This is a genomic window from Methyloprofundus sedimenti, assembly GCF_002072955.1.
In the GTDB taxonomy this organism is placed as follows: domain Bacteria; phylum Pseudomonadota; class Gammaproteobacteria; order Methylococcales; family Methylomonadaceae; genus Methyloprofundus; species Methyloprofundus sedimenti.
The window spans coordinates 849,878-871,218 of record NZ_LPUF01000001.1 but is presented as its reverse complement, the minus strand read 5'-3'; the positions used below and the strand labels follow the sequence as shown (position 1 = coordinate 871,218).

Below are 21,341 nucleotides of genomic sequence, written 5' to 3'. Positions count from 1 at the left end.
ACCACCTAAAATCATGGTGACGAGGCAGTATAAAATCTAACGTAGTTTAAGAAAATTCTCTTATCCGAAGCATTTTAACCCTAAATTATATATAATGCTGAAGTAATTTCCCACTCCATGTCACAGCATGAAACCGTATCGCACCAACACTTAATTTCAGAATCTTAGGCAATTGAATTTGAATGCTTTCTATCTGTCACTTTTCGATATTTGACCAGTCGGTTTCAAGCACATTCACATAAGTCAGCACTCCTGAACCGATAGTTGCTGTCTCTTGGTTCTGTGGTGATACAGCACCAAATGCACCGGAGTCCATTGCCCAAGCCGTTTCAACCCCGCCCTGATTCAAGGTTAAATCACGCATAACGCCATCCCAGCCAAGCTGCGCTATGCTTGTTTTACTTATGCCTGATATAGTGTACGTTTCGTTAACTGTGATCACCATCCTATGCGGATAATCTTTCGATACATTTTCACTAAAATTATAATTATCAGAGATACTATTTCCATCTATAGTCACAGAAAAACTTGGCCCTAGCAAAACTTTCCCCGAAGGATGCAATAAAAAATCCCACCCTAGATATTCAATAAAATGACTGTCTTTTGCAGGTATTTCATATGGTTTATCGGTATACCAAAATGTGAATGATATTGTATCGCCTGGATTAAAGACTCTATCTCCAAATGTTGCCCCGGCATTGTTGACCTTATTGAATGACACTACTTTTCCAATATCCCATAGCTTAATTGTTTGGCTGGCCATATCATAAGTCTCACCGTTATAAACAGCTGTCTTCAAATTGAAAATATTAGGGACATTCCAATCCAGAGCATTAACATCAGTTACAGATAATTGACCATTGGAATTAAGCGTAAAAACACCCTCCTCGTTTCCGGATAGTATTTCAAATGACCAGGGGACAGCTCCAGAAGTATCTGCTCTTAAATCATAGATAGTTTCTAGCGAGTCGGGCTTCGATAAAACCTCAATATTATGGTTATCTGAAAAAACAGTATTACCATTAGATGTTATTTCGCCTCCCATTTCTACATACGCACGATAAGGCCCATAATCTAATGGCGTTTCTATGTTCTTAGATAAGTGAAATGCTGATGTTGAAACGTCCTTATATACATTATATTCAGCCACACCTGCACCAGCGAGTCGTAGAAAGTGTTCCAACGTTGACTGCTCTGCCTCTGGGGACAGCGCGTAGGCATCCCAGAAAGGCTCAACATCTACAGGTTTTGTATAATCAAAAGCTAAACCACCTTCATAGCCAACGATTGGAATACTTTGCGATACTGCTGCATGCGCCAAAGCTGAATCACCCTTATCAGCGATATCGTACCTTTCACGTTTTAGGTGCTGCTCATGGGACTCAAAGAATGTTTCTGATATTGGAGTTTCAGACTGCGTGTAAGGTACTTCAAAACGCATATCAAAATCAGTATGAACTATAAATATAGCCTTATAAGCAACCCCATCTGTTAAGCCTGTAACCTGACTACCTACTGTATAGGAATTAACTGATACACTTGCAAAATCTTGACTAGCTATTGCACCAGCACCAGATATTACCTCTGCATTAGTTGGATTATCTGTAGCAAGGTATAAACCAAAATGTGCAGGAAAGCCTATTATATTAGGAGTCATCACAGTGGTGTCTTGGTCTAGCTTAGCTGCTACAACATGGGGGGTATAGTAAAATGCAACTGCTACAGAGTCCGGTCTAGTTTTGTCTACAAGGGCATTAACCCGTTCCTCCGTAGTAGATACACTATTAGCCCATGAACTTAATATATAATGCATATTTGCACGATCCATATTCAACTCTAAGGCATCCCAAGCAGCTTCATTTCTAGAGACGAAGTTTTCATTCAGAGTATCTACAAGACCTGTGTCTTTAATGTAGATCATTTCTGTTTGATCGTATGAGATTAATGCTTTAGCCGCTCCCTCTGGATAACTAACATAGAAATTATCACTATCAACAACTGTTACAAATGGATTAGCCCCATTTGCCATTATCCAATAGTGGTTAACTTTATTTATATAGTCTTCAAAAGTACTGAAACTTCTAATCTTATCACCCGTAACTAATCCATGACTAGGCATATAAAAAGTATCCGTCACAGGGTCTGCAACTGCTGTATATCGAGTAGCATTAGGGTAGCGTAACCACTGGGTGCCTTCACCCCAAGGGACACTATAGTTCCATACTTCATTACCAAACTCAACATATAATTTAGCTGTAGGTGGTAGTAGTGCTTTCCATAACGCACCAGCCTGTTCTATGTAATTATCATCTGCTCTAGCGGGAATACACCACCAAATATCAATACCAGTGCGCGTAACAAAGTCAGCCATAAGTTCTATCGGAAAGCCTTCTCCATAAGCTATATCAGTTGGTAAAGTTCTGTCCGACCATTGTGATTCAACTGTAGTGCTTGTATCGCCCCAGTTCATTGCACGTAAAACTTTTATACCTGCATTTTGAACAAACTCAATATACGCAGGATTCCACTTATTCCCAGCATCATATGCCGCAACATTATCTTCATGAATAATTTCAAGAGAAGTGAGGCTTTCCCCTTTAAACCATGCCCCCATGAGCCCACTACCGCTATATTCAAATGTAAAAGCACCTGAAGTATCCCATACTACTGCTGATGTGAGTGAGTAGCCTCCAATAGCAAATTCACCATTACCACTCCATCGCACAGTATATATGCCAGCAGGGATCCCCGTGCCCAAATTAGTTATGTATGCCCTATGTATATCCCCTGGATCATAAGGAAACACAGCCCCTCTATGCTGATCCGAGGCCTTTACATCCCCTATTCGTTGTCCAGATGATGGATCGACTTTCACCCATTTACCAAGATTTGCGGCAAGATTGGCTAAATATAGAGGTGTATCCCAGGAAGATAGCCAATTCGTATTCACACCGACATCCATTGTTTGCTCTTCTGATCCTCCTGCTGCAGCAGGAAATGAACTAATTGCTGTATTAATCTCCCTAATAACTTCAGGACCGTTACTGGAATCATTACAACCAAGAAGCAGAGCACAAAGACTACCTACTATAATTAAAATAAATTTCATATATAATTCCTTAAATCAAATTAATACGTTATAAAAAAGTTACATCCTAGCCACAAATTACTGTAACTTCGACTTTGCAAATGTGAAGTAGTAGTGCTGCTGCGCCCTATGAACTAACACCTTAACTTAAGAAACGACGACTATTAAGCTGATCCAGCACTACCCTCGACACTTTTTTAAACTGTACGTAATGTCAAGGGGCTGTAATTAATATTACAACTGCTCTAAATCAATCCCATTACTTTTAAGTACTAACTGCCTTATCTTTTCATTTTCTTCATTTTTCTGCGCGACTAATGGCAAAATTCCATCTGTCTTGTTTTCCTGAACGACCTGTATCACTGTTTCTAATGTGGCTTGCTTTTCATCATCTGCAAAGGTAAACACTAAACATAGTTCACAAATATTATTAATCAGCCGTGGCACACCACCGGTAAAATAATATATTACAGTGCAAGCAGCACTAGTAAATAAACCCATTCCACCCACGACCTCAAGACGATGATTAATATATTTTTCTGTTTCTACGAAATTTAATGGTTTTAAATGAAACTCTATAGAAATCCTCTGTGCAAATTGAATGAGTCTTGGATCTCTTAGCTTATCTTTTAATTCAGGGTGACCCACTAAGACTAATTGCAACAGAATATGGCTACCACTATTAATATTTGTCAGTAATCGTAATTCTTCTAGCGTTGCTATGTCCATATTTTGCGCTTCATCAATAATCAACACCGCTCGGCGCTGATTAGCATAAGAGTGACGCAGAAAGTCTACTAATAATTGATAGCGCTGCGCCTCACTTCCACCTTTGTCTTTAATATTAAAGGCAGCAAGAACCCAGGATAACAAGTCGCCAAATGCGGCATGCGTATTGGTTATTAAGCCAACAATATATTCATCACTTTCTGTTTTTAATACTCGTTGTAACAACGTGGTTTTACCCAAACCTATTTGGCCGGTAATCACGGTAAATTCTGCCTGACTCATTAGCCCATATTCTAAAATAGATAAGGCTTTTTTATGCGGAGGACTTAAATATAAAAAATCTGCATCTGAAGTCAGTGAAAATGGTTTTTTGCTTAAGCCAAAATAGCTGGTATACATAACTGCCTTATTTATCGATCTATGGGACTAAATTAGAAGAAGCTTTTAATAGTATCCTATATGATCTGGAATGTTTTCTGCCTTATTAAGAACCATACCCAGCAGGTTAGATCCAGATAACATGTGCAATGACTTAGTTACATCTTCGGGCTTGCTTTCACCTTCTGCAACGACTAGCAATGCGGCATCAAAAAAATCCATACAGGCCAAAACATCATCACTCGCTAAAATTGGCGGTAAATCAAAAATGATGATTCTTGATTGATAACGCTGTTTAATCTCTTCAACTATTTGACGCATCAGTGGACCACTCAATAATTCTGATGAGCTTTCACTTCGCCCTCGTCCAGGAAGAATAACTAACCTTTCTATACTTGGGTTAATTAATACCTCGCTGATAGGTATATTCTGCATTAAACAATCACTAAGTCCTTTTTCAACTTCGACATCAAAGTACCACTGTATTCTAGGCACCCTTAAGTCCAAATCAACTAATAATACTGTTTGGTTAACTTCTCTTGCCATCGCAATCGCTAAATTAACCGATACCATAGTTTTCCCTACACCTTGTGTTGGGCCAGTAATGCCAACACTGTTCCAGTTATTAACTCTGAGTTGTTTAAGTACTTTAGTCCGTAAAAGTTTAAAAGTTTCTGCTTCCGCGCCATATTTTTCTAGCGAAACTACTCTACGTTCCCTTAATAGCTCATGGTTGATTTCGTGCGTTTTAGTTTGCGTGTAGTTAATAACTAACGACTCTTCCGATGCCTTAATCGTTGGTTGTACTACTTTATTTTTAGCATCCTGTATTTTTTTAAGTGCTTTTTCTACTCGTTCCATCTCGGCTTTCACCTTATAAAAAATTACCGCTAAAATAATATAGAGTCTTGCGCTAAAACCTTCTAACAGTTTTAAGAAACCGTTCCTTCGTAGGTTATTTTGTTTCAATTAGGCATTATTACTACATCAGTCTATTACCCTACATTCTAAGTCAAACTATATCATACTAATCCTATGCCATACTTTAAACCATAAAATATCTAATGGCTGATATAAAAAGTGGGTTGCAACTATAGCGCCCACCACTAAAATAATAGCCAGCATGGCAATCTGCTTTTTATTCTTTTTGTGCTGATCTTTATCGTTTTGGTTTTTTATATAAGGGATAACCGCTATGGGGACAATACCTGTCACCCTTTCTAGCTGCTTATGCCCTCTAATGCTACTATCCAGCATCTCCGCTAAAAGTGCCAACCCAAGACCTATCCCTATAGATAAAACAAAGCCCAAGACTAAAATTTTAAAACGATTAGGTTTTTCTGGTTTTGACGGCACTCTAGCAGGCTCAATTAAGGAAAATTTCTCTGCTTTTTGTTCTTCTTCTAATGTCTGAGATAATTTAGCCTCTAGCGCTTTGGACTTTAATTCTTTATATTTTAGTCTTTGATTATCCAAATCCCGCATTAAATCATAATACCCCCTTTCCACCTGATGTGTCTGAGATACTCTAACTTCAATCTCTTTTAAGCTATTACGTAACTTTTGTTTATGCTGAGAAATATTCTGTAATTCAAGGCCCGAAATCTCTATTTCACTTTGTAACTGCAGATAAACGGGGTTATTAATATTTTGTGCTATATTCTCTTTTGTAGCGCTGCTCGAACGAGCAACATTATCAATTTTGCGCTTTATCGCTTTAACATCAGGATGCATAGCAGAGTACTTGCCTAATAAATAGCTATACTGTGTTTCTAATGAAGACAAGGATTCAACTATATTATTTGAATTGTCCGACATTATAATATTGGGACTTGTCAGACTTAACTGATTACGTAAGTTTATCCTGCGCTCATTCAACATGCTTTCGCGCAAATCTAATTGCTGTAACTCACTTTCGGTACGACTAATTGCAGAAGTATTAGCCGCCAATAATTCCGGCAAACTATCACTGTATTTCTCTTTGTAATCTGCTATCTGATTTTCAATCTTTTGAATCTCTAACTTAAATTTATCTGCCTCTTCTTCTAGAAATTTTGTGGCCTCAATGGCTCTTTCAGTTCGGTTTTTAATATTCGCAGCCAAATATAAAGTAACAATTTCATTGGTAATTTTCTGTGCGACTATAGCGTTTTTATGACTGAAAGAGAGTGAAAATGCTAATGTTGCTTTCTTATCTCTACCTTGACTTACAACATTTGCATTAATTAAAGTCAAAACCGTGTTTTTTCTAAATTCCTCAGCCAATTCAAAGTTTGCTACTTTATCTTTCTGCTCTGGATAAAGACTATATTTTTCGATAATTTTAGTCACATTGTCAACTGTCATTACCTTTTGTTCTATCTGTTTAATCCGTTCATCAGCAAAACTTACCACTGTTGACTTTACTAAGTCAGTAGGAATATGTTGCTGTTCAATTAGTATAGTTGCTTGAGATTGGTATACAGGTGGCAAGACTAAAGCCACTACAACCGTTATCAACAATAATATCAGTGTAGGTACTATGACTAATTTCTTTCGTCTACGTATAATATTCCAATAATCAACCAGTGATTTTACGTCTTCTTCCATTTCGTTACCTAGATAAACTTAAGCCTTGCCAATTATAACCGAGAGTTAACATCGCTGTATTAGAGCTGGCAATATAATTACTCATTTGCTGCCGATACCTATAACTACAGCCTAGATTCCAGTCAGGTGCTATTTTATAGTTAAGAGAATAGCTCGCGTCAAAATTCTGTCGATCATACCCTATTAGATTTTGAACGCCACTAATGGGCACACTATTTTGGTAGCTCGTTTGAAATGTCGTAGATAATCGCTCCGTTAACGTATAACCCAAACTAAAATTGACTCTAGTTTGCTGGTTTAGCTGTCCTTGCCCATCTGGCACAAGTGACTGGCCCACTGAAACCTCTGCCATCAACTGCTCCCCTAAATACTTAAGACTAGAATCCGTTAAAAAACCATGCGAACCTTCCGAAATTTCAATATTTCCTACGTCTGAGCTAAAATTATTTTGCGTATCTGTGTATCGATAGCCTACGTTAATACCTATTTGCCACTTTTCACTCAACAAATAATTATTTGAGAAGTTAACGCCATAACTATTGCTGACTATATTGTTTGTTATTGCAAATAATGCAGGCTCTGACGCATAATAATTATACGTAATATTAATCCCCCCCGAATAACGTTCGCTCCATTGCCGGGACCAACCTAGACTAAGTACTGAGTTTTGATTGCCGGCAAGTGTATTCGTTGAATACATGGTTTTTCCATAACTACCTTGCAGGCTCAAGCTGTCGTTAGGCGTTATACGATAAGAAATAGCTGGAACTACTGACCAGTTTGTTTTATCAGCATTAGTCGCAAAGTTTCCTGTATCGGTCTCTGCTGAATTACGTGCAGGTGCTTTGCTATAGCTGGTTGATAGAGAGTATATTGTCGTCTCAGTTTGATAATTTCCAAGTAGACTATAATTCTGAATATCGCTACTCTGTTCAGGCATTGCTTCATATTGTTGTGTACCATATGAGACTGAAGTCGCCAGGGAAGAATTTTGAGTTTCATAAGCCGCATTAAGCACGGGTATTAACCGATAGACAAACGAACCCTGTTTATCTTCAAGCATTCTGACATTATCATCATAAGAAAACTCTTGATTAATACTGGCATCAGTTGACCACTCGGCTGCATGGCTGGTGTTGACAATAAATATCCCCAGCAGTAATAAATAAAACCTCATGGTACGATCTTTCAACAAATACTAAGGCACAACAACAACATCGCCACTCTTTAAAACGTGATTTTTATCTAGATCGTTGCCGTCTTCTAGCTCACCATATTCAAATTCAATGGCTTCCTGGCCTTTTTCAGTACGCCTTAAAATAATAATATCATTGGCTTTGGCATAGGTTGTTAGTCCACCAGCCAAACTGAGCAATTGCATAATACTCATCGGTTGATACATAACAAATTGGCCTGGATTACTGACTTTGCCAATCACATAAACTACATTGCCATCTACCGACTTAATCGCAACATTGACTTCAGGGTCAGCAACGAACGCAGCCAAATGCCTGGCTAATTCCGTACGAATCATGAACACAGACTTACCTAGTACACTAAAATTACCCGCTAACGGAAAGCTGATCGTACCATCAGGTAAAACGCGCACTTCCCGCGTCAGATTCTCTTCATTCCATACCGAAATTTCCAGAATATCACCTGGATTAACTTTATAGGTATATTCTTCACTTGCCGATACAGTGCATAAAGCAAGCAACACCCAGCAAAAAAGTATTTTTATTATTTGCTTAAACATATTGAATTCCGTTCTTTTCTTAGTTATTAACATTACAGCTGAAATCGTAAATATTCAGACACCCCCTAGAAATTTTACCAATTTTTCATCGCTGAAACGAACTATCAATAGCTTAGAATAGTTCTTTAGCTAAAATCAGACCAAAACGTAATGTAAACTACTATTTTTCAGGCAAAAAAAAGGAGAGCTTATAGCCCCCCCTTCTTTTAAATCGTAGCCTTATTGTAATTAAGCAGCAACAGATGTTGATTTACGACGTGATACGCCAACCAAACCAGCTAAAGCAGAACTAAATAACCATACAGCAGCAGGCAAGGGAACTGAAGAAACAGGAGTAGTAAGAGAGTAACTTCCTGAAATACCATTATTCGATGCTTCAAAAAGAAATTCAATCGCAGTATCATCAAAACCTGTAGCTGTTGCCGTAGCAACCAAAATCATTCTCAAACTAGTCGCTGAAAACGTAAGGTCTTTAATGTTTGTTACTGTAAATAGCAAATCAGAAATACTCGAAGAGCCATTATTAAAGCCACCAATATTTATAATAGTTGGAGGCGTTACTGGACCAGCAGTGGTAAGTACATCAGAAAAAATACTGAATACATTTAGTCGAGCACTACTCAAATTAGCAAAATCACCGTTTGAGCTTTGAACCACTCCCATATCACCATATTGATTAGGCGCTGCAGAAACACTTGTGCTTGATGCTGTCCAAACGTTCATTGCTCCAATAATATTAATAGCACCTGCCATAGTAGATGCTTGCGCAGTACCTGTCATAAGTAGCAAACTTGCTAACAAGAATATAGCTTTCATACTAAATTTTTTTAACATTTTAAATCTCCAAAATAATGTTCTTACCTACGGTAAGTTTAAGTTTTCATGATATATATGCAACTCAGCTATCTCATCATCATTAATGAGACCTGAAGCTTTCCGTCCCCACCTCACAAAATGTTTGGCAAAAAATAAAAATCATACGCCTTCAATAAAGTATCGATCAAATACCCTAAGACCTAACTTTGGAACTAAGTTTATCAAGAAAATACAACTACTTCTACTGTACTAAGGGACAGGTTAATGCTTTTACATCCTATTTCTCACCTAAAAAAATATAACCCCTTGATTTAAAACAAACGCCATAATAAATAATCAAAAGAAACCGAGATAAGGAACAGATTATCAATAAAGACAAAGCAATAAACGCATTTTTTATTTAACAACTCAGTAAGCTTTTGCACCTACAAAACCTTTAAATACAGTCAAAAACACAATTTTTACATCCAGCCATAAAGACCATTTACGTATATATTCCAGATCATACCGCACTCTACCTTCCATTTTATCCAAGGTATTGGTTTCTCCACGAAAACCGCTTATTTGTGCCAACCCAGTTATTCCTGGTTTGACTTTATGCCTAAGCATATAGCCTTTTATTTGGCCTCGATAAAATTCATTATGGGTCACAGCGTGCGGCCTGGGCCCCACAATTGACATTCGTCCCTGAAGAACATTAATGAACTGCGGCAGCTCATCCAGAGAAGTTCGTCTTAAAAAAGCGCCTAATTTAGTAATTCTCGGATCGTGTTTTTGAGCTTGCCGAACATTATGGCCATCTTCAGTCACTGTCATAGACCGAAATTTCCACACCACAATCTCTTCACCTCGAAACCCATATCTGCGTTGCTTAAAAAGCACATTCCCTGGCGACGTTACTTTAATAGCTAAAGCTATTATTATCATAGGCACCAAAATGACACATAAAATCAAAAAGCCAACAACAACATCAAATATCCGTTTAAGCACGCCGCCCACCCCATAGAATGGCGTATCATGCACACTAACAATGGGAATTCCTTTCATGAAACTAAACTTAGACCGCAATAAATCAAAAACAAATAAGTCCGGCACATAGTAAACAGAGGCCGTAGTATCCGACAATTCGGCCAATATTACTTTAATTCTGTTTTCTGCTTTTAAAGGCAAGGCAATATACACTAAGTCTACCTCCCCTGACTTTGCTTGACTAATGACCTGACTGAAATTTCCTACGCACTCTTGTTCTTGTTCTTGTTCTTCTCGTTGCTTTATTCTGTCATCAAAAAAACCTACAAAATTAAGCCCCATCCAGCTTTCATTAATAAAAACATCGCTTAACTCGCGTCCTATGCGTGTGTTACCAACAATAGCCACTTTGCGAGTATTTCTCCCCATGCTTCTAAACTTACCCGCTATCTCAGAAAGTATAATGTGCCAGGACATTAACTCAATCGGCACTGCTACAATCCAATAAAAAAATATTCTCTTGTCTATGTCGCTAATGACTTGATTCACTTGGTTAACGACAACTAAAATAAATATTGCACAAACCCAGGAGATAGCAACGTTATAGGTCAAATCACTAAGCGCTACACCTCTGCTCTCCTTATATAGGTCATTGAATTCCGAAAATATTTGAAAACTAAAAATTGAAATCAGTAACCACCACGTATATTCGGGCTGCCAGTTCATATAATTCATTTCCAATACTGACCAAAAAGTCAACCCAATAACGAAAGTATCTACTAGGCGCCCAATGATAATTAGTTTTGAATTATGCTGCCGTATTACTCCCCCACTACTCTTTCTCACTAGTATTCCTTTTCCTTGACTGTCAGGTTTCACCACGTAGCACCATGATTTCAAATAGGTCAGCTTGAAACATATCAGGTGATTTTTTGAATATTTCTGGTTTTATTCTATACCAGCATTAAAGGGCTTCAAAGGGTGCTCTAACCTTTAATTCTTTTTAAGCCACTATGCTCCTCTTTCGGTTAAGGCTATAAAAGCACGATAGGCATCTTTTTGATGGCATTAGGATATGCATAGAATAATTGCTTTATTCCGGGAAAACTGGCTGCTTTCCTGCATAATGCAGGCTGGCCGTCTCCGCTCCCAAAAAACTGATTTGATGTACATTACTCAACTAGGCAGCATTTTCTTATGTGTGTGGATAGACATCAAGATACCAAATCCGGCAAATAGAGTGACCATGGAGGTTCCTCCGTAACTTATTAAAGGTAGCGGAACCCCGACTACCGGTAAAATACCGATAACCATGCCGATATTGACGAAGGCATAGACGAAAAATGTACACACCAGACTACCGGCTAATAAGCGCCCATAGGTATCTTGCGCTTGTACTGCAATATATAAGCCTCGTGCAATAATAAATATATACACGGCTAATAAACCCAGGCAGCCTATCAAACCAAATTCCTCGGCAAACACAGCAAAAATAAAATCGGTTGAACTTTCCGGTAAAAAATCTAATTGTGACTGGGTATTTCCTTGCCAGCCTTTACCGTAGACGCCCCCTGAACCAATAGCAATTTTCGATTGTATAATATGATAGCCTTTACCCATAGGGTCTGCTTCTGGATCTAAAAAGGTAAGTACCCTATCCTTTTGATATTCGCGCATAAAAAACTGCCAATATACTGGAGCAAGTGCTGCTAAGCTGATCATACTGATTAATAAAAAACGCCAGGACAATCCAGCAAAATACAATACTGAGGCACCGGAACTTGCAACTAATAATGATGTCCCTAAATCTGGCTGGCGTACTATTAATATGGTAGGTATTAAAATTAAGGCCGTCGCTATAAAAATATGCCGCCATTTCGGAGGAATCTCATGCCTCGACAAATACCAGGCGACCATCATAGGCGTAGTGATTTTAATCATTTCTGAGGGTTGAAAACGAAATATGCCTAAATCTAGCCAGCGCTGCGCTCCTTTCCCAACATCGCCAACCAATAAAACTGCGGCTAATAAAATCACTCCAATACTATAAAGTAAGATTGAAGAACGTTGAAATTGCTTGGGATCTACATGCGCTAAAATGATCATTAACACACCCGCCACCCCCATACGAGCAGACTGGCGAATCAACAAAGCCATTTCTTTATTACCGGTGCTATAAAGCATCATAGAACTTAATATCAATAGCAGTAGCAAACCGATCAGGAGTGGAATATCTATATGTAACTTACGTAATAAGCGGCCAATTAAAGAATACTCTTTAAATTGTTCGGCTCTGTGTTCTATCTTCATGAATCGTTTTCTCGATTGTTTCGCTACATAAATGTATCTTTAGTAGTGCCGTAATAGCCCTACATATAGTTTTATTAATATTGGCCTATTTATCTGCCAGATATTGCTTAATCACTGTGGCAGCAATAGGAGCAGCAATTGAACTCCCATGGCTACCATGTTCAGCTATCACAGCAACTGCAATTTTCGGGTTATCAGCGGGGGCAAAGGCAATAAACAGGGCATGATCACGCATATTGAAGGCTATCTCCTCCTCGTCATACTCCTCATCTTGCTTAATGGTATACACCTGAGCCGTTCCGGTTTTACCAGCGATCTGATAGTCTATGTCATTTGCTATTCGTTTTGCTGTTCCTCTAGGAGAATGGACCACATGCACCATAGCATTAATTATATCCTTAACATTAGCTGGCTTTAGCCCGATATCTTGCTGTACAGTGTGTTTGGCTACTATTTCTCTCTCATTATCAATAATTCGTTCGGCTAAATAAGGGGTAAGGATTTTCCCTTGATTCGCCAGTGTTGCGGTTGCCTGAGCTAATTGTATGGGCGTCACCTGAGTGAATCCTTGTCCGATTCCAGTAATGAGTGTCTCACCAGGAAACCAGGCTTGCTCACGGTGGATACGTTTCCATTCTCTGGAAGGCAATAAACCTGCCTTCTCCCCTTTTAAGTCAATCCCTGTTTGTTGACCAAAACCAAATTTATGTAAAAAAGTGGATAATTTATCGATCCCTAAAGCAAGAGACATATCATAAAAATAGACATCACAAGATTGGGTAATGGCAATATCCAGATTAACCCTACCATGGCCCCATTTTTTCCAGTCTCTATATTTATGCGATTGATTTGGCAACTTATAATAGCCAGGGCAAAACAATGTCTGATGCATATTGGTCACGTTATATTCCAGGCCTGCCAAACCAATAAACGGCTTTAAAGTTGAACCTGGCGGATACTGTCCGCGCAACACACGATCAAATAAAGGTTTATTTTTAGACGTATTGAGTGCCTTATAGTCAGCATAACTGATGCCTGAAACAAATGAGTTCGGGTCAAAACTTGCTTTACTTACCTGCACCAGCACGCCACCGGTTTGCAAATCAATTGCGACTACAGCACCGTTATATTCTGCCAAAGCATCATAAGCAACCTTTTGCAAATCAACATCTAATGTCAGATAGATATCTGCACCGGGGGTCGGCTTAATTTTACCTAACTCATTAATTGGTTTGCCCAGCGCGTTGGTTTCTATTTCAGAATATCCCGCATGCCCCCGTAAAATATCTTCATAAGCAAGCTCTACCCCAACTTTGCCAATGGTATGTATAGAACGATACTCAGATTCGGGAAGTACTTTTAATTCTTGTTCATTAATCCGTCCAACATAGCCAACGACATGCGCAGTCAACTCTGCATAAGGATAATGGCGGATTAGACGTGCCTGTATATCGACACCTGGAAAGGTATGCCTTAGCACCGCGAACTTGGCAACCTCAAGTTGACTCAGTTGCATTAACAAAGGGATACTATCGAAATGCTTATAACGATTCCTATGTTTTTTAAAGGCCTCTATTTTTTCTTCAGGAATGGCTAATGCCGATTGCAAACGCTGCAAGGTATCGTCCATATCAACAACCTGATCTGGAATAATCTCCAGACTATAAGACGGTAAATTTTCAGCAAGAATCCGCCCGTGCTTATCATAAATAATTCCGCGGGTGGGTGGTACTGACGTCACCTTAATGCGGTTATTAGTTGCCATACCGTGATACTGGCTGTGCCCAACTACCTGTAAATAAATAAGCCGTGCTATTAGCACAGCTATTAATAGCAGCATCAATATAAACAGGATAACCGTTCTACTTAAAAAAATATGGTTCTCTACAAAACTGTCTTTTATTCCCTGGTATCGATGCATTAGTATGAAAAGAAACGTATTTTGCGCATTAACATTAATATAATTGGCCAGACTAATCCACCTGTCAGAACGGATAGCCAGAATTGCATTGGTAGAGTCTGTCCATTAATGCGTTCCACCCAAAAAATAATTATCTGGGCAACCAGCAGGATAAGACTAACAAATAAACTTTGTTGAATAATAGGTGTATGCCTGATGCGTTTTTGCTGCTTGACACTCAGATAGATACTGAAAGCATAAGCAAGTGCATACTGTCCTAACAATTGTCCGGTCAAAACATCAACAAGTAAACCGGCAAACCAGGCTTTACCGACACTTGCTGTTTCAGGTGAGGCCAAGGCCCAATAGATTAAAACCAGTAAAACCCAGTCAGGAGTCAAGTCTAATATGGGTGTAGACCAGGGGATAATTGTTAAGGCCATGGCAAGGACTATTGTTAACCAATATCCTAACAATGATACCTCCCTAATCTGTACCATTTTTTTCAACCACTACTGGATTGCTGAGAGGAATGACCTGATCATTATTCCACACAATTAACAGTTCTCTACTGGTGTTTAAAGCCGCGGTAGGCTCAGCCTGAATAATAGCAAAGGGTTTATCCGGCTGTTCAACAAAGGAACTCACTACTGCGACAGGGTAGCCTTGAGGAAACACCCCGCCCAACCCTGAAGTGACTAATAAATCACCGGGTACTATATCTGCATTATTAGGTAAAAAAGGTAAATTCAATTTATTTAACTGCCCACTACCAATAGCAATAGTATGCAATCCATTCCGGTTTACCTGCACTGGAATGGCATGATTTGGATCGGTAATTAAAATAATTTCAGAACTTAATGGCAGTGCTCTGGCAACCTGGCCAACTATGCCATTTTCATCTAACACGGCCTGTCCTTTAGAAACTCCAAAGCGACTGCCCTTGTTAACCACTACCACATGCTCATAAGGTGCAAGATTTACAGATAATAACTCAGCTACCAGTACTTGCTCACCCAGTTTAAATGAACTGTCTAATAATGAACGCAAACGAATATTTTCTTTCTCTAAGTCAGCAAACTTTAATAATTTTGCACTATAAATAAGTTGCTGTCTTTTTAGATTTTTATTCTCACTGAGTAGTTCTTCATAGCCCTTAAATGATTCGATAGTATTTTTAAATAGACTTTTAGGAAGGTCGACTACGTACTGGACAGGATAAACAAATACCGATAACAAGTCGCGCAGAGGCTTTAACGTGTTGCTGTTTTGTTCAGCCACAATCAGGGCAATAGACAACAGAAGCACGATAAGAAAACGTGTATTAATGGACGGGCCCGTAGCAAATAAAAGTTTTATAGTCGTTTACCTGATAAAAAGGGAAAAATAAAGTTCTGCAGCCAGCTAGTTATTAGCTTGGCGTTGCATTTATTGTTACTAAGCAATAAACGTTATTAGTAATCTTGAGGCAGCTCTTTAGTCTGCTGAATGAATTCGCAGACTAAAAAATCAATGCCACCTATCTTAAAGCTGATATATGCAGGTTCCTATTTTAAGAGTTACACCCTTTTTTCACTTAAATCATATTATTCTAAGGAAAAAGCAGATAAGCCCTTTTCATCCAGCATTTCCAGAACCATACCTCCTCCCCGGGCAACGCAAGTTAGAGGGTCATCTGCTATAAAAACAGGCAAACCAGTTTCTTCAGCAATCAATCGATCAATATCTTTTAATAAAGCGCCCCCGCCTGTTAACACGATACCACGAGTCGCGACATCGGCACCCAATTCAGGCGGAGTTTGTTCCAGCGCAACTTTCACGGCGCCTACAATACCTGACAAAGGCTCTTGTAAAGCTTCCAAAATTTCATTACTGTTCAAAGTAAAACTGCGTGGTACACCCTCAGCTAAATTACGTCCTTTAACTTCGATCTCCATGATTTCACTACCCGGGTAAGCGGTACCGATTTCATGCTTAATTCTTTCAGCGGTTGCTTCACCAATTAATGTACCGTAATTTCTACGTACATAATTAATGATAGCCTCATCAAACCGATCTCCGCCAATTCTGACTGAAGCTGAATACACGATACCATTAAGTGAGATAATTGCCACTTCAGATGTACCGCCGCCTATATCCAGTACCATAGATCCATGCGCTTCATCAACCGGTAAACCAGCGCCAATAGCCGCGGACATAGGCTCTTCGATAAGATATACCTCACGCGCACCTGCCATCGCAGCTGACTCTCTAATGGCTCGCCGTTCAACTTGAGTAGAACCGCAAGGCACACAAATTAAAATACGTGGGCTAGGACGAAAAAATTTGTTCTGATGAACTTTTTTGATAAATTCGCGCAACATCCGCTCAGTTACTGCAAAATCAGCAATCACCCCATCTTTTAATGGGCGAATAGCAGTGATATTTCCAGGCGTACGGCCTAACATCAGCTTTGCATCCGAACCGACAGCAGCAATCATTTTTGAACCGCGTAACCTGTCTTCTTTAATAGCAACCACAGAAGGCTCATTGAGGACTATACCTTGTCCGGGTATATAAATTAGTGTATTGGCCGTTCCTAAATCAATTGATAAATCATTAGAAAACATGCCACGTATTTTATTAAACATTAATTTCTGTTCCTGAACACATAGAAAATCTTGATACTTTAACAATCAATGAGGCATTTGGGCAAGATATAAAGTATCATATTGCATTATTCGTTATTTTTCAGACCAAAACACAGGTCAGAAAAAGGTGAAAAAATTAGTTGAGAACCCTATAGTTTAGTGGAGTTAAAATGTCGTTAACAGCTGATGATGTTAATAAAATTGCCTATTTAGCACGCCTGGGAATTGATACCCAGGACACCGAGTCCTATGCCAAAGATTTATCAGGTATGTTAGATTTAGTTGCCCAGATGGGCACTATCAACACCGATAACGTCGCACCTATGGCGCACCCTCTTGATCAGGCACAACGTTTACGTACTGATCAAGTCAGCGAAATCAATCAACGAGAAGCTTTTCAGGCTATTGCCCCGCAAGTTGAAGCAAACCTGTATCTTGTTCCCAAAGTTATCGAATAAGGAAATTATACATGCACACTAACACTATTGCACAACTGGTTAAGGGATTACAAGCCGGGGACTATTCCAGTACAGAACTAACCCGGACCTATCTTGACCGTATCAAGCAGCACCAAAACCTGAATAGCTTTATAAGCATTACAGAAGCACAGGCTCTTTCGACTGCGCAGCAAGCTGATATAGCGCTTTCAAAAGGTAACGCACCGTTGCTAACAGGGGTACCCATCGCTCATAAAGATATATTTTGCACCCAGGGCATAAAAACCAGTTGTGGTTCAAAAATGCTGGATAATTTTATTGCGCCCTATAATGCTACCGTTGTAGAAAAACTTAATGCGGCTGGCACTGTGACTCTGGGTAAATTAAATATGGACGAATTCGCCATGGGCTCGTCCAATGAAACCAGTTTTTATGGTGCAGTACACAACCCCTGGGCAACTAATACGGTACCCGGCGGTTCATCCGGCGGTTCTGCCGCTGCTATTGCCGCACGTTTAATTCCCGGAGCAACTGGAACAGATACCGGCGGTTCTATTCGCCAGCCTGCTGCTCTCTGCGGTATTACCGGTTTAAAGCCTACTTATGGGCGTGTTTCACGCTATGGCATGATTGCTTATGCATCCAGCCTGGATCAAGGCGGCCCAATGACCCAAACTGCCGAAGATGCAGCTTTAATGCTCCAGGCGATGGCAGGATTTGATCCCAAAGATTCAACTAGCGTTGAACTCGAAGTTCCCGATTATAGTGCAGGCCTAAACAATAGCCTTGCAGGTTTAAAAATTGGTCTACCTAAAGAATTCTTCGATGCCGCATTAAACAGCGATATGGGCACCGTTATTGAAACAGCGATTAATGAATATAAAAAAATGGGCGCGGAAGTCATCGAAGTTTCCATGCCTAATTTAAAGCTCGCTATTCCAGCTTATTATGTCATTGCCCCCGCGGAATGTTCAGCAAACCTTTCGCGTATGGATGGCGTGCGTTTTGGCTATCGTTGCGCTAATCCAGTAGACCTGAGCGACCTGTATATTCGCTCAAGGGGCGAAGGCTTTGGCACAGAAGTAAAACGCCGTATTCTAGTAGGCACCTATGCTTTATCTGAAGGTTATTACGATGCCTATTACATCAAGGCACAAAAAATTCGTCGCTTAATCAGTGATGATTTTAATAAAGCACTGGAACAAGTCGATGTCATTATGGGCCCTGTCTCCCCTACTCCGGCATTTGGTATCGGTGAAAAAACCAGTGATCCTATCGAAATGTATCTGGCGGATATCTATACCATTGCCATTAATCTGGCTGGCTTGCCTGCCATGTCTATTCCTGCAGGCTTTATAGAGAATAAACCAGTAGGCTTACAGATTATTGGCAATTACTTTGCCGAAGCAAAACTGCTCAATGTGGCACACCAATATCAGCAAGTCACCGACTGGCATCAACACACACCGCAAGGATTTGCGTAAGGAGTCATACTATGCAATGGGAAACTGTTATCGGGCTGGAAATACATGCCCAACTGGCAACAAAATCAAAAATATTTTCGGGTGCATCGACTGCCTACGGTGCTGAACCAAATACGCAAGCCTGTGCCGTTGATTTAGGCTTTCCAGGCGTATTACCTGTATTGAATAAGGAAGCCGTGCGTATGGCGGTCAAATTTGGCATGGCAATTGAAGCTGAAATTGCCGACTACTCAGTGTTTGCCAGAAAAAATTACTTCTACCCGGATTTACCCAAAGGCTACCAAATCAGCCAGATGGATCACCCTATCGTCGGTATCGGTCACATGGACATTCAGGTCGATGGCAAAACTAAACGCGTGGGTGTCACGCGTGCGCATTTAGAAGAGGATGCGGGAAAGTCATTACATGAAGACTTTCATGGCTTAACAGGCATCGACTTGAACCGTGCGGGCACCCCTTTACTAGAAATTGTATCAGAACCTGATATGCGCTCTGCCAAAGATGCAGTTGCTTATATGCGCAAAATTCACGAACTGGTGCAATATCTGGATATTTGTGATGGTAATATGCAGGAAGGCTCATTCCGCTGTGATGCCAATGTCTCAGTGCGCCGAGTAGGCCAGGAAGAATATGGTACACGTACCGAGCTGAAAAATATTAACTCCTTCAAATTTGTGGAAAAAGCCATTAATATCGAAGTTGAACGTCAGATTGATATTATTGAAGCCGGAGGAAAAATTACACAGGAAACGCGCCTGTATGATGCGGATAAAAATGAAACACGCTCCATGCGCAGCAAGGAAGAAGCAAACGATTACCGTTACTTCCCTGATCCTGACTTATTACCAGTATTTATCAGTAAAGAGTTGCGTGCGGAGGTCAAAGCAGAATTACCTGAATTACCTCAGCGTAAAAGAGAACGTTTTATAGCAGACTATAAGTTAGACGCTGAAACTGCAACAAACTTATCCAGCTCCAAAGACCTGGCGAATTACTTTGAGGATTTAGTCAAGGAGTCCGGCTGCGATGCAAAAATATGCAGCAACTGGGTGACGAGTGACCTATTAGGCGCACTCAATAAGCAAGGACTGGAGATTAGCCAGTCACCTGTTGCATATAAACGTATGGCAGGCCTATTGAAGCGTATTGCCGACAATACCATCTCTGGTAAAATTGCCAAGCGGGTATTTGAAGCTATGTGGACCAGTGACGATAATGCCGATACCATTATTGAAGCACAAGGTCTAAAACAAATCACTGATAGCGGAGCGATTGAAGCGATTATTGATAAAATAATCGCCGATAATCCTGGGCAGGTTGAGCAATATTTAAGCGGCAAAGATAAAGTGTTTGGCTTTTTTGTCGGACAAACCATGCAAGCTTCAAAGGGTAAAGCAAACCCTGGTGAAGTTAATAAGATTCTCCAGGCAAAGCTGAAACGTTAAATAAATAATGCTTAATTCACGCCACGCAGTGACTGGCTTTTGATGCAATCAAAAGCCAGTCTGGATTGAAAAACAGTCTTCATTAGGCCAGCTAAGAAATATCAAATTGATATATGACTAAAAAACGTCAACACCTAGCTCCAGATCGAGCAATACTGTATTCCTTTCGTCGCTGCCCCTATGCGATTCGTGCTCGTATGGCACTAAAATATAGCGGAATTAAAGTATACCTACGTGAAATCGAATTAAAAAACAAGCCTGCGGAAATGTTACAAAGCTCCGCAAAAGGGACTGTTCCAGTGTTGCTGCTAGGCAATGGAACTATCATTGATGAAAGTCGCGATATTATGCATTGGGCATTAGAACAAAATGATCCCTACGCATGGCTGCCTAAAGAAAATGCTGATGCCTCAGGTCTAATTTATAGCCTGTTAGATGACAATGACTTCATCTTTAAAAACTGGCTAGACCGTTACAAATACGCAGATCAGCACCCGGAACAATCTGCTGAATATTACCGGAGTCAGGGAGAGCAGTTTCTCACTTTATTAGAACATCGGCTTGGTCAGCATCATTTTTTGATGGGTGATAACGTTTCCATGGCTGACATAGGCATTTTCCCTTTTATTCGCCAGTTTGCTTTGGTTGATAGAGACTGGTTCTACCTGTCGCCTTATCATAATTTACAAGCCTGGCTGGATCATTTTATCCAGTGTCAGCTATTTATGAGTGTTATGGAGAAATATTCCCCATGGACAGAATCATCAGAACCATTGATTTTTTAGCGGCTAACGCATTTTAAGCGAACAG

General features: G+C 39.8%; 17 protein-coding genes and 1 riboswitch. Of the genes, 4 read left to right on the top strand and 13 right to left on the bottom strand.

Annotated elements, in window-relative coordinates:
* Positions 1-196: 196 nt before the first annotated feature.
* The 13 genes from AU255_RS03820 to AU255_RS03760 all read right to left on the bottom strand — a co-directional run bounded on the left by AU255_RS03820 (position 197) and on the right by AU255_RS03760 (position 17,165).
* Positions 197-3,109 (bottom strand): hypothetical protein, encoded by a 2,913-nt coding sequence (locus AU255_RS03820; RefSeq protein WP_080521644.1) that lies wholly within the window; start codon positions 3,107-3,109, stop codon positions 197-199.
* 213 nt (positions 3,110-3,322) lie between these two features.
* Positions 3,323-4,216, bottom strand: a complete 894-nt coding sequence (locus tag AU255_RS03815; protein ID WP_080521643.1) for an ExeA family protein — start codon at positions 4,214-4,216, stop codon at positions 3,323-3,325.
* Between the two features lie 45 nt (positions 4,217-4,261).
* A complete protein-coding gene (locus tag AU255_RS03810) occupies positions 4,262-5,164 on the bottom strand; it encodes a CpsD/CapB family tyrosine-protein kinase (RefSeq protein WP_233144545.1) in 903 nt (300 codons plus the stop codon).
* 48 nt (positions 5,165-5,212) lie between these two features.
* A complete protein-coding gene (locus AU255_RS03805; RefSeq protein ID WP_080521641.1) occupies positions 5,213-6,784 on the bottom strand; it encodes a GumC family protein in 1,572 nt (523 codons plus the stop codon).
* 4 nt (positions 6,785-6,788) lie between these two features.
* Complete coding sequence (locus AU255_RS03800; RefSeq protein WP_080521640.1) at positions 6,789-7,961, bottom strand: porin family protein; 1,173 nt, start codon at positions 7,959-7,961, stop codon at positions 6,789-6,791.
* A gap of 21 nt (positions 7,962-7,982) precedes the next feature.
* Positions 7,983-8,540, bottom strand: coding sequence for a polysaccharide biosynthesis/export family protein (locus tag AU255_RS03795; protein ID WP_080521639.1), 558 nt, complete (start codon positions 8,538-8,540; stop codon positions 7,983-7,985).
* 228 nt (positions 8,541-8,768) lie between these two features.
* On the bottom strand, positions 8,769-9,374 hold the full coding sequence (locus AU255_RS03790) for a VPLPA-CTERM sorting domain-containing protein (RefSeq protein ID WP_080521638.1): 606 nt from the start codon (positions 9,372-9,374) through the stop codon (positions 8,769-8,771).
* 55 nt (positions 9,375-9,429) lie between these two features.
* Positions 9,430-9,513, bottom strand: a riboswitch (cyclic di-GMP riboswitch).
* 251 nt (positions 9,514-9,764) lie between these two features.
* Positions 9,765-11,171: an undecaprenyl-phosphate glucose phosphotransferase gene (locus AU255_RS03785; RefSeq protein WP_269844766.1), complete on the bottom strand. Its 1,407-nt coding sequence runs from the start codon at positions 11,169-11,171 to the stop codon at positions 9,765-9,767.
* A 330-nt stretch (positions 11,172-11,501) separates the two neighbouring features.
* Positions 11,502-12,635, bottom strand: a complete 1,134-nt coding sequence (rodA, locus tag AU255_RS03780; protein WP_080521637.1) for a rod shape-determining protein RodA — start codon at positions 12,633-12,635, stop codon at positions 11,502-11,504.
* Between the two features lie 85 nt (positions 12,636-12,720).
* Positions 12,721-14,556, bottom strand: coding sequence for a penicillin-binding protein 2 (gene mrdA, locus AU255_RS03775; protein WP_080521636.1), 1,836 nt, complete (start codon positions 14,554-14,556; stop codon positions 12,721-12,723).
* Positions 14,556-15,035 (bottom strand): rod shape-determining protein MreD, encoded by a 480-nt coding sequence (mreD, locus tag AU255_RS03770; RefSeq protein ID WP_080521635.1) that lies wholly within the window; start codon positions 15,033-15,035, stop codon positions 14,556-14,558. Before mreD ends, mrdA begins: the two co-directional genes overlap by 1 nt.
* Positions 15,022-15,894 (bottom strand): rod shape-determining protein MreC, encoded by an 873-nt coding sequence (mreC, locus tag AU255_RS03765; RefSeq protein ID WP_080521634.1) that lies wholly within the window; start codon positions 15,892-15,894, stop codon positions 15,022-15,024. The genes mreD and mreC overlap by 14 nt, the downstream gene beginning before the upstream one ends.
* Before the next feature lie 227 nt (positions 15,895-16,121).
* A complete protein-coding gene (locus AU255_RS03760) occupies positions 16,122-17,165 on the bottom strand; it encodes a rod shape-determining protein (RefSeq protein ID WP_080521633.1) in 1,044 nt (347 codons plus the stop codon).
* A gap of 170 nt (positions 17,166-17,335) precedes the next feature.
* On the opposite strand from AU255_RS03760, the gene gatC reads away from it, so the two are divergent.
* The 4 genes from gatC to AU255_RS03740 all read left to right on the top strand — a co-directional run bounded on the left by gatC (position 17,336) and on the right by AU255_RS03740 (position 21,316).
* Complete coding sequence (gene gatC, locus AU255_RS03755; RefSeq protein ID WP_080521632.1) at positions 17,336-17,623, top strand: Asp-tRNA(Asn)/Glu-tRNA(Gln) amidotransferase subunit GatC; 288 nt, start codon at positions 17,336-17,338, stop codon at positions 17,621-17,623.
* A gap of 11 nt (positions 17,624-17,634) precedes the next feature.
* Complete coding sequence (gatA, locus tag AU255_RS03750; RefSeq protein ID WP_080521631.1) at positions 17,635-19,086, top strand: Asp-tRNA(Asn)/Glu-tRNA(Gln) amidotransferase subunit GatA; 1,452 nt, start codon at positions 17,635-17,637, stop codon at positions 19,084-19,086.
* Positions 19,087-19,097: 11 nt separating this feature from the next.
* Positions 19,098-20,531: an Asp-tRNA(Asn)/Glu-tRNA(Gln) amidotransferase subunit GatB gene (gene gatB / locus AU255_RS03745; RefSeq protein WP_080521630.1), complete on the top strand. Its 1,434-nt coding sequence runs from the start codon at positions 19,098-19,100 to the stop codon at positions 20,529-20,531.
* Between the two features lie 113 nt (positions 20,532-20,644).
* Positions 20,645-21,316, top strand: coding sequence for a glutathione S-transferase (locus tag AU255_RS03740; protein WP_080521629.1), 672 nt, complete (start codon positions 20,645-20,647; stop codon positions 21,314-21,316).
* Positions 21,317-21,341: the final 25 nt, after the last annotated feature.

Coding starts and splice junctions, on each gene's coding strand:
- AU255_RS03820 (WP_080521644.1), bottom strand. CDS start 3,109: ATGAAATTTATTTTAATTATAGTAGGTAGTCTTTGTGCTCTGCTTCTT.
- AU255_RS03815 (WP_080521643.1), bottom strand. CDS start 4,216: ATGTATACCAGCTATTTTGGCTTAAGCAAAAAACCATTTTCACTGACT.
- AU255_RS03805 (WP_080521641.1), bottom strand. CDS start 6,784: ATGGAAGAAGACGTAAAATCACTGGTTGATTATTGGAATATTATACGT.
- AU255_RS03800 (WP_080521640.1), bottom strand. CDS start 7,961: ATGAGGTTTTATTTATTACTGCTGGGGATATTTATTGTCAACACCAGC.
- AU255_RS03795 (WP_080521639.1), bottom strand. CDS start 8,540: ATGTTTAAGCAAATAATAAAAATACTTTTTTGCTGGGTGTTGCTTGCT.
- AU255_RS03790 (WP_080521638.1), bottom strand. CDS start 9,374: ATGTTAAAAAAATTTAGTATGAAAGCTATATTCTTGTTAGCAAGTTTG.
- rodA (WP_080521637.1), bottom strand. CDS start 12,635: ATGAAGATAGAACACAGAGCCGAACAATTTAAAGAGTATTCTTTAATT.
- mrdA (WP_080521636.1), bottom strand. CDS start 14,556: ATGCATCGATACCAGGGAATAAAAGACAGTTTTGTAGAGAACCATATT.
- mreD (WP_080521635.1), bottom strand. CDS start 15,035: ATGGTACAGATTAGGGAGGTATCATTGTTAGGATATTGGTTAACAATA.
- AU255_RS03760 (WP_080521633.1), bottom strand. CDS start 17,165: ATGTTTAATAAAATACGTGGCATGTTTTCTAATGATTTATCAATTGAT.
- gatC (WP_080521632.1), top strand. CDS start 17,336: ATGTCGTTAACAGCTGATGATGTTAATAAAATTGCCTATTTAGCACGC.
- gatA (WP_080521631.1), top strand. CDS start 17,635: ATGCACACTAACACTATTGCACAACTGGTTAAGGGATTACAAGCCGGG.
- gatB (WP_080521630.1), top strand. CDS start 19,098: ATGCAATGGGAAACTGTTATCGGGCTGGAAATACATGCCCAACTGGCA.
- AU255_RS03740 (WP_080521629.1), top strand. CDS start 20,645: ATGACTAAAAAACGTCAACACCTAGCTCCAGATCGAGCAATACTGTAT.